The organism is Bacteroides sp. OM05-10AA (assembly GCF_003439055.1).
Taxonomy (GTDB): Bacteria; Bacteroidota; Bacteroidia; order Bacteroidales; family Bacteroidaceae; genus Bacteroides; species Bacteroides intestinigallinarum.
Window position 1 is genome coordinate 39,469 of sequence record NZ_QSUR01000006.1, and the last position, 18,740, is coordinate 58,208.

General features: G+C 40.0%; 11 protein-coding genes. 2 read left to right on the forward strand and 9 right to left on the reverse strand.

The window, feature by feature from the left end; translation table 11 throughout:
- Positions 1-2: 2 nt before the first annotated feature.
- The 3 genes from DXB58_RS06160 to DXB58_RS06170 are packed head-to-tail and all read right to left on the reverse strand — an operon-like array spanning position 3 to position 4,514.
- Positions 3-1,367, reverse strand: coding sequence for a BACON domain-containing protein (locus tag DXB58_RS06160; protein ID WP_122136241.1), 1,365 nt, complete (start codon positions 1,365-1,367; stop codon positions 3-5).
- Between the two features lie 31 nt (positions 1,368-1,398).
- Positions 1,399-3,189 carry a sodium:solute symporter family protein gene (locus DXB58_RS06165; protein WP_122136242.1) on the reverse strand — a complete coding sequence of 597 codons (1,791 nt, stop codon included), beginning with the start codon at positions 3,187-3,189 and terminating at the stop codon, positions 1,399-1,401.
- 5 nt (positions 3,190-3,194) lie between these two features.
- Positions 3,195-4,514, reverse strand: a complete 1,320-nt coding sequence (locus DXB58_RS06170) for an FAD-dependent oxidoreductase (RefSeq protein ID WP_122136243.1) — start codon at positions 4,512-4,514, stop codon at positions 3,195-3,197.
- Between the two features lie 397 nt (positions 4,515-4,911).
- On the opposite strand from DXB58_RS06170, the gene DXB58_RS06175 reads away from it, so the two are divergent.
- Entirely contained in the window at positions 4,912-5,937 is a 1,026-nt protein-coding gene (locus DXB58_RS06175; RefSeq protein ID WP_122136244.1) for a LacI family DNA-binding transcriptional regulator, read from the forward strand.
- 52 nt (positions 5,938-5,989) lie between these two features.
- On the opposite strand, the gene DXB58_RS06180 is transcribed toward DXB58_RS06175, so the two are convergent.
- Genes DXB58_RS06180 through DXB58_RS06205 form a run of 6 tightly spaced genes read right to left on the reverse strand, consistent with a single transcriptional unit; the run spans position 5,990 to position 17,824 of the window.
- Positions 5,990-8,515 (reverse strand): family 20 glycosylhydrolase, encoded by a 2,526-nt coding sequence (locus DXB58_RS06180; protein WP_122136245.1) that lies wholly within the window; start codon positions 8,513-8,515, stop codon positions 5,990-5,992.
- A gap of 7 nt (positions 8,516-8,522) precedes the next feature.
- Positions 8,523-9,596, reverse strand: a complete 1,074-nt coding sequence (locus DXB58_RS06185; protein ID WP_099146839.1) for a cellulase family glycosylhydrolase — start codon at positions 9,594-9,596, stop codon at positions 8,523-8,525.
- 38 nt (positions 9,597-9,634) lie between these two features.
- Entirely contained in the window at positions 9,635-11,158 is a 1,524-nt protein-coding gene (locus DXB58_RS06190; RefSeq protein WP_122136246.1) for an IPT/TIG domain-containing protein, read from the reverse strand.
- 12 nt (positions 11,159-11,170) lie between these two features.
- Positions 11,171-12,457, reverse strand: coding sequence for a family 43 glycosylhydrolase (locus DXB58_RS06195; RefSeq protein WP_158571550.1), 1,287 nt, complete (start codon positions 12,455-12,457; stop codon positions 11,171-11,173).
- Between the two features lie 13 nt (positions 12,458-12,470).
- The gene (locus tag DXB58_RS06200) at positions 12,471-14,249 is read right to left on the reverse strand and encodes a RagB/SusD family nutrient uptake outer membrane protein (RefSeq protein WP_122136248.1); all 1,779 of its coding nucleotides are present in this window, start codon (positions 14,247-14,249) and stop codon (positions 12,471-12,473) included.
- Positions 14,250-14,260: 11 nt separating this feature from the next.
- Complete coding sequence (locus tag DXB58_RS06205; RefSeq protein ID WP_122136249.1) at positions 14,261-17,824, reverse strand: TonB-dependent receptor; 3,564 nt, start codon at positions 17,822-17,824, stop codon at positions 14,261-14,263.
- Positions 17,825-18,152: 328 nt separating this feature from the next.
- On the opposite strand from DXB58_RS06205, the gene DXB58_RS06210 reads away from it, so the two are divergent.
- Positions 18,153-18,740: an RNA polymerase sigma-70 factor gene (locus DXB58_RS06210; protein ID WP_009000122.1), complete on the forward strand. Its 588-nt coding sequence runs from the start codon at positions 18,153-18,155 to the stop codon at positions 18,738-18,740.

Consider the following 18,740-nt stretch of genomic DNA (forward strand, 5'->3'; position numbering starts at 1 on the left):
ATTCATTCTACGATTTCAAGCAATACATGTTGGTTATACTCTTTGATCGCCGCACCTGTTTCAGGGTTACTCGGATGTTGCGCCGAAAAACGTGTCTGACCACTTGCGTGTGTGCAGTCGATATATTTTCCAGAATATCTAGCACCACTAAGACCTAAACGACCTGCTTGTCCAAATCTTAAGACAATCTCATCCATATCTTTAGTTGTCGTAAATACTCCTTCGGCAGGGATATATGCACCATTGTTGCTGGTATCAAGCAACATTCCTGCAAAATTGTAGGTAATTGTTGCCGAATAATCAATGGAAGCACCCGATATCGTTTCTGTCGCACTTTCCAGAAGAGTCGAAGTCGGAAGAGCCGGTTTCCATTCCTCCCCATCCTTGAACTCGATCATCCAGTAGCTGGAACACATCGTTCCCAATTTAGTCACAAAATAGAAATGGATCTTTGTACCGGCAGGAATTATCGCACCTTTCGCATCGCCATAGATATACCAATAATCGCCAGGAATAGCTCCTGATACATACGGGTCACCATTACCGCCCACTGCGCGGTCGCAAATAGCTGTCTGCGCTATATAACCTGTTCGGTCACATGCCCAATACTCTATTTTACCACTTCCGGCACTTGGAGCAATATACTTGCCATTGGCTCCCGGGAATACCGACTGTGCTTCACCATCAGCAAATGTTCCACTCGTATTGCTGGTTAAACTCTTCAAATCCCAATCAGCTAAAATACCCGAAAAAGCATCTTGTACAAGAGTATATGTATAGTCTTTATCATCCAGGATGGTTACCGTTACTTCTATTGTCCGCTTTACAAATGTCTTGTTTTCCGGGAAAGTAAGTTTAATGTCACATTCGCCTACCCCATTTGTAGGAGAAACGGTCACATCCGCATCTATACAAACAGCTCTCCACTCTTTATCGCCAAAGACTTTGAACGAAGATTCCGTTGTAGCTGCATCAACCGATTCGGTGGCAGGGCTGATGCCCTTAGGAACAATCCCCTTCTGAGTAATAGCCAGCTTTAGAGGAGTTACATCATCACCAATGAAACGAATTGCACCAGTACGAGAAGTAGCCGATGAATTTTCAGAAATTTTGATTGTAAATTTAGTAATCTCACCTTGTGTCTCATGAGAATCAATAACTGCCCAATGGCTATCGCTTCCTTCGGCCTGGCAGTCGTTATTGACTCTGTAAAAGACATTTGATTCAAGATCAACGGTGAAAAGACCACCTTCTGCTTCTACAACAAGTGTCTTTGTCGCGAGTGTCATGTACGGAGTATCCGAATCGTGACAAGATGCAAAAATAACAAGCGACACACTTGCAAACAATAACATCTTTAGGTTCATTTGATTAGTATTTAGGGTTAATTAATAATGACTAATTAGATATTTTCACCTGCTTTGCATACATGATTCTGTATATCACATAAGCAAGTATAGTGGCAACAATCAGTACGATACTTCCTATTACGATATTTTTTACCGCAAGAGTCTTTGGATCGCCGACAATGAGCAGACCAACCAGCAAGAGTGCAACGACTCCAAGGGTTATACAAAAGCAGTTAACGGCCAAATGCGAATAATTTCGTACCGCTTTTTTCTCCTTTGAGGTTGGCTCGCGGTCGGCATCAGGATCAGTATATTCGCAAATGGCTTGATAGCCATTGTCTTCATACTTTTTGCGTACCGACCAAATTTCCATCATTACAAGAATAAGTACGGGAAGTACACAACCGGAAACCGATTCTATTATGCTTGGACTAATGACGGAGGCAGGAATGATGATACGAGCCATAATACCCACGAACCAAGTAAGCACCATTGCAGTAATAAGTTGGTTACCTGTCAACCGCTTTGAGAACAGTCCCCATATTGACGGAATATATAAAGGACACATCACCATAGTAAGAAGGGTTACCACGACCTTTTCTGCACCTCCGGCAAAAGGTATGAACATCGACAAGGCAATTATCACAAGTCCAAAAACAAATGTAAAGAGACGACCTACCTTTATACGCTTTTTCTCATCTGCCTGACGATTTTTCTCTTTGTGTCCCCAAATATCATAAGTATATACATTTGCATACACATTCAAAATGCCCGAAACATTGCTCAATGTGGCCGATAGCATCGCTGCCAACATCATGCCTACCATTCCTTTCATGAGCACGAGTTTGCTCATATTCACATAAGCATGTTCACCGTTGAAAGTCATTGTAGTTGCATCCAAATCAAGTGCAAGTCCGGGTTCCATTACACGATAAATCATGGTAGGCAGATACCAAATGAGGGGAGTGACGAGATAAAGTATTCCTATCAAATAAGTACTCTTCTTCGCATCTCTTGTAGTAGGCACACTTATGTAACGTTGTACAAACGGCCAATCGCCACCAATCATGGCTACATTAAGAAATATCCACAATAAAAGCCATACCCATGTATAGGTCGGAGACGTACCCGAGAAGAATCCCGGTATCTCATTTGCTTTATCGATGAATGCGCTTACACCTCCAACTGCGTTAAATGAGAGAGGGATCATAAATACAACCACAGCCAGAAGTACTCCGAATTGAATCACATCGGTCATTAGTACGGCAAGAAAACCTCCGGCAATGGTATATCCAAGAGCGATGGCACCAAGTATGAGAAGTGCCCACCAAATGCTAAGATAACCCTCCGGTGAATCGCCTAGCATACCTGTACTCGCAAAAATACTGCCGCCATCGACCTTGATAAGCGCACACATCACAACCGCTACCGCATACAGAGACACTGCCGTATGCACCGCACGGGCTACAATTCCTGAAATCGTGTAAAAACTCACTGTGCGGTGTCCGAAGCGGATCGTGAGAAACTCCCCCGGCGATTTGATACGCAACTGACGCCATTTGCCGGAGATCCATTTACCGACAATAAATGATGCCACACCAAGGCAAAGTGCAACAATTACCGCAACTATACCTGATTTATAAGCAACGCCTCCCCAAACGACAAAGGTACTTGCCGAGAAAATGGTCATGTAAGAAGAGACTCCCGACAGCCACCACGAAGAATTTCGCCCGGCAATAAACATATCTTCGGAGTTTTTAATTTTCCGCGACATCACAACACTCACGGCTATCAATCCGAGAAAGTAGAGTAAGATAACAAAATAGTCTAAAGATTCCATATACTTTATATTATTGCTCCAAGTTTCTTCAATTCTTCTATGAGTTTGTCTACATCAGCCTTTTGTACTGTCACACCGGCCCTTATACATTGCGCGGCCGCCACTCCTGCAGCCTGCCCTACCCCCATACAACTTGCCTGAACACGAAGCGATGCAAAAGAAGTTTTATCGGCACTTATACAACGCCCGGCTACAAGCAAATTCGGGAAGTTATCAGCTACAAGAGCTCGATAAGGTACATACGCAGCTTTTTTAAGGAAAGTAACGTTCTGTGCTGCACCTGCTGCAACATGGATATCTATAGGGTGTGCGCCGCGTGATATGCTATCAGGATACTTATAAGCGTTCACATACTCTTCTCCTGTGATTGTATGTATACCTTTGATACGACGTGTCTCACGAATACCGGCATGTACGGCAACCGTCGTCACATAACTGTTTTTAAACTCTTCAAAGTTTTCTTTAAGGATTCGTGCTATTTTGAATACATCTTCCCGCAAACGACATTCGGCTGCGGTAAAATTTCGATTATCGACAGCATTTCCTGCAGTACGAGTCATATTGACCGTTACTTCACCCGGACGAAGAGTTGTACAAAACCAGGGACCTCCAAATTCGGGGATACCAAGCACATCTTTCATTTCAAGAAGTTTCTCACGAACTGCAATGCAATGACAATTCTGCCCTTGTTTGTTATGGTGCATGGCATCGATTATCATAGGTGAATCCGTATCCACACCTCCTAAAATAAAATAGGTTGAAAGAGGTTGCAGAGGTTTACATTCATCAGCCTGCATTGGAACACCTGCCATAGCAGCAAGATCACCATCACCCGTACAATCGATATATATATCGGCACTGATAGCCTCTGTCCCATTCTTATTTTCAAAAAGGACACTGGATATTTTGCCATCTTTTATCTGACAACCACTTAGATAAGAGTGCATATACATATCCACGCCGGCTTCGAGCATCATTCGCTGGCATAAAAGTTTGTAAAGCTCCGGATCAAAAGCCACATTTCCGAGAGGTTTCTCAATGATACAGCCCCCCATTTTCTCAAGTCGTTCGATAAACTCCCATGGAATGCCACCTATCACCTTCTCATTATTATAAGTGAATACACTCAAAGGAGTTACAAGCCCCATTGTAGCCATTCCACCTAAAAAGCCATATTGTTCCACAACAGCAGTCTTCGCGCCACATCGAGCAGCAGCAATTGCTGCTATAAAACCAGCAGGCCCTCCACCGCAAACAACTACATCATAGTTGCCCACTATTGGACCCCGCTTCGTGATTTCCATACTTAGTACTTTCTTGTCCATTCCTATTTTTATCCTTAAGTTTAACTTTGGTGTTAAATTCAAAATGAATCATTTCAAAATCATTCATATATTTAGAATCTTACCGATTCAATGTATAGTAAACTTTGATTTGTTTTGGATCGCACTTACAAGAAAAGAATTGTGTTTTCATACTTTCTTTAGATTTAGTTCGACATAATTATGATGTAACAAAGATAAAGAATGGGAACCTGGAAAAATGTTTTTTTGCAGATCTTTTTCCTGCAAACGATTGCGGGAACGTTCCCAAAATCTGCAAACGTTACAAAAGCATTGCATAAACATGAACGGCATTCGGCTTCTAGCACAAACGTTCTTAAAAATTAGGATTTGTTGATCGAAACCGATATCTTTGTTTTGATTTAAACAATCATCAACCATGAAGTATATAACCATTAAAGACATAGCCAGACATTTGTCAATATCTGTCTCCACTGTATCTCGTGCATTGGGGGATGATAAGAATATCCGTAAGGAAACGAAAGAAAAGGTGATGGAAGCGGTTAAAGAATTGGGATATAGACCCAATCCTGTAGCAATCAACCTTAAATACGGACATACTAATGCCGTGGGAGTGATAGTTCCTGAAATGGTTACCCCGTTTGCTTCACGAGTAATAAACGGGATACAAGAAGTGCTCCATGCTAAAAATATAAAGGTGATTATTGCAGAGTCAGGAGGAGATCCGGAAAAAGAGAAAGAGAACTTGCAACTGATGGAACGATTCATGGTGGATGGTATCATCATCTGTCTTTGCAGTTATAAAAGAAACAAGGAGGAATATTTCCGTTTACAGGAAGCAGGAATGCCTATGGTATTCTATGATCGTATTCCCTATGGGCTTGAAGTTCCACAGGTAATAGTGGACGATTATATGAAATCCTTCTTTCTCGTGGAAAGTCTTATCCGAAGCGGGCGCAAGCAGATTGTTCATATACAGGGACCGGACGATATTTATAACTCCATAGAACGTGTCAGAGGATACAAAGACGCTTTGGCGAAATTCGGGATTCCTTTTGATAAGGATAATATGCTGATAAGAACCGGTATAACTTTTGAAGAAGGAAAAAAAGCAGCGGATATATTAATGGAAAGAAATATACCTTTCAATGCTGTTTTTGCTTTCACGGAAACACTAGCCATTGGAGCCATGAACAGATTGAAAGAACTTGGAAAAAAGATACCGGACGAAATTGCCGTAGCCAGCTTTTCAGGAACTGAGCTTTCCAACATAGTCTATCCCAAACTGACTACCGTCGAACCACCTCTGTACCAAATGGGGAAAAGTGCAGCCGAACTGATTTTAGAAAAGATCAAGGATCCGGCATCACCGAACCACTCAATCGTGCTGAACGCAGAAATCAAAATGCGTGCATCCACCCCACCCATAGAAGTATATAAATAATAAAACCCTCCAAAGAAATTCTTCTTCAGAGGGTTTTGCACATTGTTGAATACTATTCGTTTATCAATACTGTAGTTACACTTTCCTTCCCTAAATAAAATGCCTTTGCTTTTATCTGTGGAGCATCGCATGCTATCGGAGTTTGCCATTTCACGGAATTTTCCGTTGGTTCACTACCATCGGTGGTGTACCGGATTACCGCATTCGGATTTGTGGCATTGACAAACAACAATCCATCCTTTACTATAATACCTGGAGGAGATACCCGGAAATTAATACCTCGTTTTGCCAAACGGGGCAACTCATAAGTTACAATACCAGCATTATATTTTCGTTTGGCATCTGCATATACCTTACTGTCCGGAGATAATGCCCACGATGGTTGAGCGTTCCAAGCGCGTTCTGCCAGCCCAAAAACTTTTGGGAAAAGATAATATTCTATTTGTTCGAAACTACGGATTGTCTCCGCCCAAATTTGTCCGGACAAACCTTTGATATTCTTATAACCCTCTTTTGTCAAGGGTTGCTTACCGTTTGAGGCTGTTTTTACATCCACAGATTCACCTTTCAGATTCCGCCGTAAAGACTTGTAAATATCAAAAGGCAACATATCAAACGTTACGTACTCATCTACGTAACCACCCCAACGCAATCCCGGTTCTTCCACATGATAACAATAGGCCATATCCAAATAGAAATTACCCACATTACAGAGTATAATAGGATAGCCCGCATTTGCTAACTTATACGGAACTTCATCCCCACCCTGTTCCGGAATTGTATTCCAGCAATAATTCAAGACCTTGCTATTTCTGAAATGTTCGTTCACGGTATTATCCGGCTTCATAACAATGTCTTGCCATCCAACTGCCTGTATATTGCGTTTATCCAACATTTCCAGAATTTGCTCCAGAAAATAATCTTTCAAATCCCGTATCTTAGCCAATCCATGTTCTTTCATAAAAGTACGGCAGATAGAAGAACCTTCCCAAATGCCTTCCGGCACTTCATCTCCACCTACATGGAAAGCAGGCAATTCTACTCCCGCATCCTGATACATCCGCCCGATTTCATCAATCACTTTTTCAAGAAAACGGTATGTAGAAGGCATGGCGACATTAATAACATTATCAGTGAAATTTTGTGCCGATAGATATTGGGAAGTATCTGCAAAGTCAATCAGAAGATATTCTTCCGCTTTCGACTGATCCGTATCGATATATTTCCGGTAACGGGCATTCATGGCTTTTATTGCTGCCCGTGAATGGCCGGGAATATCTATTTCAGGAATAATTCTGATATGCCTTTCTTTTGCATATTTCAAAATATCCATAAAGTCACTGCGAGAATAATACCCATTAGCCAATGAGGTGGTATCTACCTCATTCCATCCCCAAGCATAAGCAGGATAAAGACATGTCAGTTCATCTGTAGTATGTCCTCTGCGAGAGGCTATTTCTGTCAATTCTTCCAATCCGGGTATTTCTACACGCCAAGCCTCATCATCACTCAAATGCAGGTGCAGTACATTCATTTTATAGAATGACAGTATATCTATCAGTTTCAGTAAGTCCGTCTTCTTTGTAAAATTGCGGGCTACATCCAGCATGATTCCCCGATGTCCCATGTCCGGATAATCGGTAATATGAAGATTGGGGAGCGGAGAGGAAGCTAGCTTCATGTTATCCAATAAAGCAACCAATGTCTGACAAGCATTAAATATGCCATGCGCATCATTAGCTTTCAAAGTCAGCAGGTTATTCTTTATCACAATTTCGTAATACTCATCCGGACATTGGCAGGTGGCAGGAAGTTCTGTTTTCTTCAATTCAATGATTGTTTCTTCATCCTTGTCAGAAACGGTACATCCTAACTGTGAAGTCAATTGCTTTTTCAACAAAAGAGCTTCTTCTTTAAATACACCGTCAAACTTCAGACCTAACTTTGGAGAGAAAGTAGAAACACCACCCGTCTTCTCTACTTTTTTAGGAGTAGGAAAGAGAGAAAGTATATCACAATCTACAGGCTTGCTGAAATCATCATTCTGCTTATACAAATAATTTCCATCTGCATAGGGAAAACTATTCTTCGAACGAATCCATTGGGCATCGGGCGTAAACAGTCCGATCTCAATCGGAATATTTTGCGGCTGCAACATTTTCCCTTTTTCATCGGTAGCTACAATATAAGCCCCTTCAGGAACCGAAGATACATTAATCACATTTCCTTCACTCAATATAGTAAAAGAGAGTGTTTCACCCGGTGCCAACGCCTGATAGTGTTCAGTAGGATACATTTTATAGTAAGTCGAACCAATACATTCTATTTCCAACGGGGCATTAATAGGTTGCTGATAATAAATTGGTGTCTGATTAAAATAGATCACCCAATTATCAGCCAAGGATTTATTCCCGTTATTCGTCAAACAGAATGTATTCTTAAAATATCTGGCTTCCACACTATCTTTTTCCAGTTTCCATGTCAAAGAAAGCTGTGAGGAAGGGGGCTGTTTACCAGCCCCACAACCAAACAAGCATATCCCCAACATCATTATCCATATATTCCTCATAGTTATCATAAGGGAATTATTTAGTTAATGAACGAATACATTCCACTTCTTCTGTCGAATAAGGTGTCCCATCGCTACGGAAAATATCATGGAACCACAAAGACGGTTCAGCTACGTCAGGCAACGGAGTATCCCATGCAAAGATTGTATTTGTCTTTCCGGCTACAAGTCCCCAGTTTATTGCACCGATATTTTCTTTCTTCAGCATCGGCATAATATCCTGGAAAGTACTATTTTGAGTACGTGCCATATATTCCGTGCAAATCATCGGACGCCCATATTGCTTCAATGTGTCAATGAGCTGTTGATGCGAATCCAGACCTTCATACGTGTGATAGGTTATCACGTCCGAGTTTTCCAACTGAAACTTATTCAAATTAGTCAAACTCATATCCCAAACTCCGGCTGACAAGGGTTGCGACGGGTTAACCGTTCGTCCCCACGTAAATATCTTCTGCAATAACGGCAGACTTCTTTCACCGTATCTATATCCACCCGAACCGCCGGGCTCATTATATAAATCCCACAACACAATTCTCTTATCATCCTTAAAGGTGGTAAGAATGTCTTTCACATAATTCTCCAAGACCGGAAGTATCACTGCCGTATCACCTTTATAATACAAATCTCCCGGATCACGCGCCCATCCCGAATTATGTACTCCCGGTTGTGGTTCCGGTTGCTTTCCTGCCTGGTAAGTAGGATTCCAGCAATCATCCAGAAAGACAAAGATGGTAGAGATATGATGCTTGGCGGCAATAGTAAGGTATTCATTAATACGTTTCTTAAAACCTTCCTTATCCGTTTCCCAAACCAGATGGTGCAAATATACACGCATACAATTCATTCCGATATCTTCTGCCCAGCCTAGTTCACGGTCAATAGTCACCGGATCAAAAGTATCAGCCTGCCACATCTCCAATTGGTTGATTGCCGTGCTCGGAATAAAATCACACCCTCGGAGCCATTCCCATTGTTGATACCATTCATTAGCCTGTTCTTTTGTCCAGACTTCACGAACAGAGACTGTTTTCTGACTGCAGGCAATTAACATAATGCCAATAAAAAATAAGAGTAATATCTTTTTCATAATCGAATTAATATTTCAAAATTTTATAATCAGAAAGACTACTCAAAGACGGCTTTTCTAATACTAGCATTCCATGTGTCTCCAATATACATAACCCCATTAGCATCCATACATAATCCTGAAGGAGCACATAATTTTGCATCTTTGCCAACACCATTAACAGCGCCAGAACCATTCCCCCCAATGACTGTCGAAACTCCTGTACTATTCACCATACGAATCGCATGATTATCCTGATCGACAATATAGATATTGCCTGCATCGTCCGAGCACATCTGTTCACCTCTCAAGAAACGAGCTTCAGCAAATATACCATCCCAATAACCTGTTTCAACAGAAGTATTCAACCAAGTAACCTCGCCTGTCACAACATCAATATACGCTAACTCAGATGTTGATCTAATTTGCACATACAAATTATTCGTACCGGTCGCAACAGCAAGGGCAGTTGAAAACTCCTGATTACCATGTCGTTCCACTATTCCTATTGTCTTTGCAGTCCATGTTGCAGGATCTATTTCTATAACTGTATTAGTCCACCCTTGACGAGTATATAATTTACCATCTTTGCTAGCTGTCAATCCAACACCCCAATAGCCATCAATACCCGCTTCGACAGCCTTCACCTCAGTCGACCAGTTATTAGTTGGGTCAACTACAATTAGTTGAATAGCTGTACCTCCACATTCAGCTATTGCGTAAAACTTCTTAGAAACATTATCATAAACAACACTCGTAAAACCATACCCTCCCGCAACACGATCATAGCCAGCGAGAAAAGATACTTCACCAGTTTCCGACAAACGATAAAGTCCCAATTCTGCCGGAATCCGATCATCTGGAAAACGACGTAGAAAGAGAATGTTCTTTCCTGTATTATCAACAGCAATTGCTGAAGGTAATACATCCACTTTCAAATTTTCTATCCACCAGCGCTTCTCATAAACAAAATTATCAGTATAAGCTTCCTCCATTTTATCCAATTTCACACTTATTCTACAAGGTTGATTATTCGTAATTTTAGGAACCTTAACCTGTAGTTCCGTATCACTTGCCGAAAGAATCTCTGCAACAGTATTTCCAAAAGAAACATGTAAATTAGCTGCTATATCTCCAAAATTTTCACCTTTGAGTGTCACTATATCACCCTTCCCTCCATTATGTGGTTCAAACTCTGTTAATTTGATGGGTAAAATGATACCAGATTGGGTAATATTGACTTTTACATTCCGATAATCAGGGGCAGTGAGAGTTATGATCGCTTTCCTCCCTTTCTTTACCGTATTTTCATCTACACTAATAATCAGAACCGATTCAGCTTCTGTCACACTTTTTAAACTAAACCGGCACCAAGCTGTTGCCTCCGCAGGAGATATATCAGCAATAACTCCCAAATTAGAAAACAGAGTTATCTCTTTTGTACTAGCCGCAGCCGTAAACGACTGACTTTGTTCATCTTTATCCAATGCCAAATAAGAAGAAACCTGTTCTTTATCTTCACATCCTGTGAATAATAACATCTGCGCTATTATACACATTCCATATAGAATTATGTACTTCATATTATATCAAGTTTAGTTACTTAATGCCGAGGTAAAATCAATAGATAATTGTCCGTCATTATCAACAATTCTATGTATTGTAAGCCTCTCACTTCCCCCCGGAGTATTAGGAGAGTGATACGAGATACGCAGAACCCCATCAAAATCCCTAAAAATCATAGCATGCCCTCCATTGTCATTCGGATTCAATGGCTGTGGATCTTGTAGCCAAGGTCCTAAAATAGTACCCGATTGAGAACGTGCCACCCCAATGGCATATTGGCCATTCCCATCTTTTCCCAACAAAAAACTAGACCAAAGCATCAAAAGTTCACCATTATTTGCCCTATATAAAAATGGAGCATCTGATACATAATATGAATTTCTTATAACCCAAGGTGCTTCACTCGCCGCAAATAAGGTTACCGGTTCTTCAGCTGCTTCTTTCAAATCTTTTGTTAATTTCTGTGCAACAATTGTTCCGTCTGAAATTTGTGTCCATTCATGGCTAAATACAATCCACGGATCTTTATTCTCATCAACGAAAAGTGCGGCATCCAATGCTTGCCATCCATTAGGGGTAATCGGCCGGTTAACCAATGGAATAAATGGACCTTCCGGTTTATCAGATACCAATACAGATGCTCCCCGTATTCCATCTGTTCCACTAAAAGTAGCAAACATATAATATTTACCTTCATAATAATAAAGATCAGGAGCCCAGAAATCTGCCTTTCCCCAGAAACTTGCTGGTGCTTCGTAGCTGATTCCACCTTTCTGCCAATCACGCAAATTACGACTAATGGCCACAGCTATCTGATTAGCTGCTGTTGGATAAAGCGCATCATCCGCATGAACATGCAAATAATATTTTTTAGATACAGGGTCGGCAAAAATAAACGGATCACGTATACGGAATGAATTATACACTATCGGATAATCTTCCTCTACCGGCGGCACAGGTTCTGAAGATATGCCTTCCTGCATAATAGTAATATTAACAGGATAATCCTTACCTGCCAGTTGTACAGCAAGTGATACAGAACGCTCTTCCTCGCTCTCATTCTCCTTGACTGTTATCAGAAAGCTTCCTGTCCCTTCACTTCTACGAGGAGATACTTTAGCCCATGTGCCTATACCTTTATGTACAATTTGCCACGGAGCATTAGATTCAACTATATATTCCTGTTGTCCTCCTTCTGCCCCTACATGCCATTCTAATAATCCAGTTTCTATTTTAAAGAAAAAAGACTCTTCTGCATCTTGCTTACATGATGTAAAAAACATCAATGTAGTTAATAAATTTATTATAATAAACATATGTGTTTTCATATTAATTATTCCATCCTTCATTTTGTACTAAATTTGAGTTTTTTTCCATCTCCGAAGCAGGTACCGCCCATTTCCAAAGATAATCGCCACCCCACATATAAGAATAGGTAGTATTTCCCCAGACTTCCATTAGACCGTTACCTTCGTAAAACTTTTTCTCTTTCCAGGTTCCCCATCGAAGTTCATCAAAAAACATATATTCTTCAAAGGCTAATTCCCAATATCGTTCTTTGCGGATACGTTGGCGCATATCATCCAAACCTTTTACTGTTGTATAATCATTAGAATTCAAAGCCTGCACTCCTACTCTGTTACGAACATCATTTACATACGGTATAGCTTCTTCCCATTTCCCTTGTTCGGTCAAAGCCTCAGCCAAATTTAGAAGTACATCTGCATAACGAATTAATGGAATATCAATCGGAGAACGCTCCATTATCGTATGTTCCGTACCTTCATACACAAACTTACGGATCAAATAATAAAATTTATCATTAGTGTCTGTCCGAATATCATAAGGTTCCGCATCATCAGCTCCTCGATATGGCCAACGTAATGTATATGAAATAGCAGAGCCAGTTACACCTCCCAAATATGTAGCATAAGGAGTTATTACATTCATAGCCAGACGTGGATCCCTATTAGCATAAGCAGCTTTAATACGTGCTTCATTACCATCGGGAAGATACTGCTTCATATCAGCACCATAACTCCCCATTATTTTAATTTCTCCATCGGTTAGATTGTCCCTTAAAAAAAATACAGAACGTTCCCTCGGAGTCATTGTAGAATAACCGGGCAAATAATCATCCCAACTGAACGGTTTACCATCCACACATTCATAACTATCCACAAAAGCTGGATTCGGCAGATAATTATTCCATCCGGAGCCACTCGTTGTCCGATTGCCAAAAGCCCAATTAAATACAGACCCGTAACCTGATGGATTCTCTATACAAGGAATAGTAAATATCATTTCATCACAACGCTCATTAGCTTCTTTAAAAAGAGCCTTATAATCTCCGAATAATGAATACCCCATTTTAGTAATTGCCCTGAAATCGTCCTCTGCCTTATCATATTGTTTCAGCCACAAATAAGTTTTCCCCCGCAATGAATAAGCAGCAGCTTTAGTTATCCGTCCATACTCAGAGCTACTGGCAGCATATTTTTCTGGTAAATTAGATTCCTCGACACAAGCTGTTAAATCTGTCAACACTGCATCCCAGATTTCCTGTTCCGTAGAACGCCCTTTAATGCATTCCTCTGCAGTCACAGGCTCCAGATAAAGCGGAACTCCTTTCCATAAAATATTCATCCGATAATAGTTGTAAGCCCGAAGAAACTTACATTCTGCAATATATTGTGCCTTTTTCCCGTCACTCATACCCGGTGTCTTTTTTATATTGGCTATTACATCATTAGCTCTGTGAATTAATTCATAGTAACGCTTCCAAGCCGAGAGAAACTCTGTTGATGAAGGAGTAGCTACGCCAAAAAGCGTCGGTGTATGCCAAATCCAATTACGATCCATATCCATTATACTGGAACGATAATCATAAAAATGCAAATCACCGTCGTACCCGCTATTTGTCGCATAGTCGGCTCTTAGAGCATTATACACTCCATTCACAACTTGAACTGCCAAATCTGCGTTATCCCAAACTCCGGCTGTAGATATAACATTAGCCGGTTTCGTATCTAAGAAGTCTGCAGAACAAGCATAGACAAACAACATTAATATACCTCCAAATGTAATAATCGAGATAGTCTTTTTCATTGTTGTACAGATTAAAAATTAATATTAATACCTAATGCTAACTGACGCATTGTAACATACCCCATACCAGTCTGCATTTCCGGATCCATGCCAGAAAATTTAGTGATAGTCAGCAGATTCTCACCCGAAAAATATATACGTACTTTATTGGCATAAAACTTCTGTGTCCATGCCTGTGGAAGTGTATAACCAATAGTCAGATTACGTAGCTTCAAGAAGTTTCCTTTTTCAAGATGCAGCGTACTAGCTTCTGTAGCCTGATTAGTTTGGTTAAGTGTCAAACGAGAGTTTTTCGAATATAAATTGGTACGAGGATCATTGGGATTCTCCGGATCATAAAAATAATGATCTTTTTGAAGTTCTTTCGACAGTCCATAACCCAAAATTGTGGATGTAGAATTCTGTCCTACCGAATACCAATAAATAGAAAATCCTGCTGCCCCTTGCCAATTCATAGAAACATCAAATCCCTTCCACGTTACTGCTCCTTGTAATCCATAATAATATTTCGGAACGGATGATACCTTCTGAAATTTCTTATCATAATCATTCCCATAAAGTCCATCTCCATTTATATCTGCATAAATATAGTCACCATACCATAAATTGGCCTTCCCAATCTTCTGGTTAGGATAAAACACATAACCCTGATCTTGCATCGCTTTCAACCACTGCATATCTTGCTCTGTACGAATCATCCCATCTTTAGGACCTCCGGCAGGATTAACCAATCCATTGTTAAAAAAGTAAGTAGCATCTCCTTTATAAGGTTCTTTTAAATAATATTCATTTATGATATGTCCCTCAATTATCCTGTTATCTCCTCCATCAGAAACATCCCCTAAATTTGATTTATAGATATAATTACCATTTTCATCATACTCCCAACCTTTTTTTAAGGCTCCTTTAAATTTACTAACAAGATTCTTGTTATAAGAGAAATTTCCAGAGAAAGAGTAGGACCATTCATCGACACGGTCATTCCAATTTAATGTGAACTCAACACCCTTATTAGTAACCTCTGCATAATTTTGCCGAGCCGGTGTCTTGTTTCCCATAGTTGCATAAACGCCCGGACGATAGAGAATACCATCAGTTACTTTATTATAAATATCAAACTCTCCCACCAATCTATTATTCAAAATAGCAAAATCCAGTCCGATATTAGTCTGCGTAACACTCTCCCAACGTAATTTCTGGTTAGCAATCACAGTTTGTGCCAATCCTGAAGTTAACTTATCTCCAAAAATGTAATTACTCCCTGAATAAGTAGCTTGCCACTCATAGTCTCCAATACTATTATTACCTAATTTCCCCCATGACAACCGTATTTTTAGATTATCAAAAGGTGAACCCTGCATAAACGATTCTTCAGAAACACGCCACCCCCCAGAAAAAGACGGAAAGAATCCCCAACGGCTTTCCGGTGCGAAACGAGAGGAACCATCATAACGGGCATTGACCTCAAACAAATACCTACTTTTATAAGCATAAGTCAAACGACCGAAAAAAGACCGGGAAGTATTTTCCCAAGTAGTCCCTGTTATGTTACTCAATTCCGTATACGTAGACAAGTCAGTCAGACTAGCATCGGCAGCTCCTTGCTTGGCCATATCCGTATTAAATCCCCAATTACGTATAGCCTCATAACCAACAAGTGCTCCCAAATCATGTTTACCAAAACTTCTAGTCCAATCCAACGTCTGTACAAAACGCCATCTTTTAGACTCTTCCGAATAAACAGCCTTCGACATGTTTTCCAAAGTTGTAGGTTGTTCTACTAACTTACCTCTTCTAAAACTATATCTCCCAATTTGTTTAGAAAGCCAGTCTGCATCATGTCGATAACGCATATAGTCAAACTCTACATGATATACAAAATCTTTGAGAATTGTTGCATCAGCAAACATAGAAGTATTTAATTGTTCATATTTAAAAGAACCACCCGAAGAAGCTAATAAATGAAGAGGATTAGAAGACGTCGGATCTTCTTCCACAGCTTCGGGAAGTCCTAATTTTCCATCATATTCAGGATAAATATCCGGCGGAAGTTTCTGCCCATGTATTCCACCTGTAAAAGCATCTACCTCATTACGGTCCTGGTCTGTATGATAGCCATGTGAACGGTTGCCTATCTGTAACCAATCTTTCACTTTTACAGTAATATTTGAGCGTATATAATATTTCCGTAGTCCTGTATTTTGCACCAATCCTGGATTATCCAGAAAAGAACCGGAGAAATTATAATTCACATTATCAGAAGCACCAACAACAGAAATTGTGTGCTCACTCATAATTTTATTTTGAAACAGTTCCTTATACCAATCTGTATTTGGATAAGCGACATAGTTAGGATAACCTGACTCCGTAAGTTCATTTGGATTCTTTTCTGCCTCTCTCCATTCGTTTATTGTATTTTGACTGAAAATATCACTTTGCCCGATATTTCGTGCAGATTCATTCATTAATTCGAAATAATCGGCGCTATTACTCACAAGCTGAATTAGATTCGACGGTTGATTTAAAGAAAATTTCCCCGAATAATTCACTGATGTTTTTCCTTTTTTTCCTTCTTTAGTGGTAATCATTATAACGCCATTTGCCCCGCGATTACCATAAATAGCACATGAAGCTGCATCCTTTAAAATGGAAATGGAGGCAACGTCATTAGGATTAATATCATTAAATGATAATTCCATTCCGTCAACCAACACCAAAGGATTAGAATTATTCAAAGTACCAACACCACGAATGCGTATAGTCGCCATATCACTATTGGGTTTACCAGATAACTGCAAAGTCTGCACTCCAGCACTCATTCCGGACAATGCCATTGAAAGATTAGTCAAAGGACGAGAATCCAATTCTTTTTCAACATTAATCGTTGAAACGGCTCCTGTTAAGTTTATTTTCTTTTGCGTTCCATAACCTACCACAACAACCTCATCCAATTGTTTTGAATCTTCTTTCATCGTCACGTTCAACGTCATCGGCCTGGTTATTTTCTGCGTATATGTAGTGTAACCTATCGAAGTAAATTTCAGTGTCGAACCTTCCGGAACCTGCAACTGATAATTGCCGTCTATACCGGTGATGGTTCCTTGAGTCACCCCCTCTATCATCACAGTCACTCCCGGAAGAGTCTCTCCAGATTCGTCCACGACCTTTCCTGTCACCTTGACTGTCGGCTTGTTATCCTGCTGTTGAGATGAAACTTTGTTTAATACAATCTGGCGTTTTTCAATCGTATAAGATACTCCTTCGCCTTTAAAAAGTTTATCCAGTACCAGAGTCATCAGTTCATTCTTCACAGAAATGCTCACTATACGGCTAACATCAACAATATCTTTGTTATACAGGAAGCGATATTCTGTCTGATTTTCGATACTAGTCAAGACCTCCTCTACAGTCACGTTCTTCAGTCGTAATGTAATTTTGGCGGATTGTGCAAGGATAGGTATACTGACGGCTTGCAGAGCTATACAAAACAACCATATAGCACAAATTCTCCCCATTTTTACATTCGCAGGTACATTAATTCTCTTTTTCATTTTTCTAATTGAAATAAGTTTCATACCTTTACATGTTTGGTTATTGGTTCTACAAATAAGTTGATTAACGAATAACTGAATCTTAGGAAAGGAAGGTGAGTCAGACCTTCCTTTTTTATCAGTTTTTTCGGAAGTAAAATTCACTGATTATGTCTTTCCCATGGCTTGTATTATTTAAAGGTTAATAAATGTGTTTTTCTCTCGTTCCTATCAATAAGACGTTTCTAAAAATAAAAGCCACATCCCATATCACATTATTTTTTCATCCGGACTATTTTTTCATCAAACTATCGTTTATCCCAAATAATCTTTCTATTTTTACCCCCAACAATAGAATCTCTACTACAATACTATGTCAAATATCCAACAACAGACTTCCGACGACCGTTTTCTGGTAATAGCACTGAAACAGGATGATAAACAGGCTTTTACCCGATTATTCCATGCCTACTACAAAGATCTGGTGTTGTTTGGCGGTACTTACATTCCAGAGAAATCTACCTGTGAGGATATTGTGCAGAATATCTTTCTCAAATTATGGAATGACCGGAAAACACTGGAAATTGAGAACTCACTAAAATCATATTTACTGAAAGCTGTCCGAAACTACTGCCTGGATGAATTGCGCCATCGCAGGATTATAGATGAGCACGTTGCTTATGAACTTAAATCGGGCTCTATAGATATAGATACAACGGAAAACTACATACTTTACTCCGATTTATGCCGGCAACTCAAAAATGCATTGGAACAATTACCTCCCCAGGAAAGAGAAGTATTTGAAATGAGCCGGTTAGAAAATATTAAATATCAGGAAATAGCCAATCGCCTCAACATCTCTGTCAGAACAGTGGAAGTACGCATCAGCAAGGCTTTGAAACAGCTTCGCATTTTATTAAAAGATTTTTATTTGCTACTTTTTTTCTTTCTTTTCCACTAA

Bases quoted from the DNA above. Each gene is read 5' to 3' on its own strand.
- DXB58_RS06160 (WP_122136241.1), bottom strand. From the start codon at position 1,367: ATGAACCTAAAGATGTTATTGTTTGCAAGTGTGTCGCTTGTTATTTTT.
- DXB58_RS06165 (WP_122136242.1), bottom strand. From the start codon at position 3,189: ATGGAATCTTTAGACTATTTTGTTATCTTACTCTACTTTCTCGGATTG.
- DXB58_RS06170 (WP_122136243.1), bottom strand. From the start codon at position 4,514: ATGGACAAGAAAGTACTAAGTATGGAAATCACGAAGCGGGGTCCAATA.
- DXB58_RS06175 (WP_122136244.1), top strand. From the start codon at position 4,912: ATGAAGTATATAACCATTAAAGACATAGCCAGACATTTGTCAATATCT.
- DXB58_RS06180 (WP_122136245.1), bottom strand. From the start codon at position 8,515: ATGATAACTATGAGGAATATATGGATAATGATGTTGGGGATATGCTTG.
- DXB58_RS06185 (WP_099146839.1), bottom strand. From the start codon at position 9,596: ATGAAAAAGATATTACTCTTATTTTTTATTGGCATTATGTTAATTGCC.
- DXB58_RS06190 (WP_122136246.1), bottom strand. From the start codon at position 11,158: ATGAAGTACATAATTCTATATGGAATGTGTATAATAGCGCAGATGTTA.
- DXB58_RS06195 (WP_158571550.1), bottom strand. From the start codon at position 12,457: ATGTTTATTATAATAAATTTATTAACTACATTGATGTTTTTTACATCA.
- DXB58_RS06200 (WP_122136248.1), bottom strand. From the start codon at position 14,249: ATGAAAAAGACTATCTCGATTATTACATTTGGAGGTATATTAATGTTG.
- DXB58_RS06205 (WP_122136249.1), bottom strand. From the start codon at position 17,824: ATGAAACTTATTTCAATTAGAAAAATGAAAAAGAGAATTAATGTACCT.
- DXB58_RS06210 (WP_009000122.1), top strand. From the start codon at position 18,153: ATGTCAAATATCCAACAACAGACTTCCGACGACCGTTTTCTGGTAATA.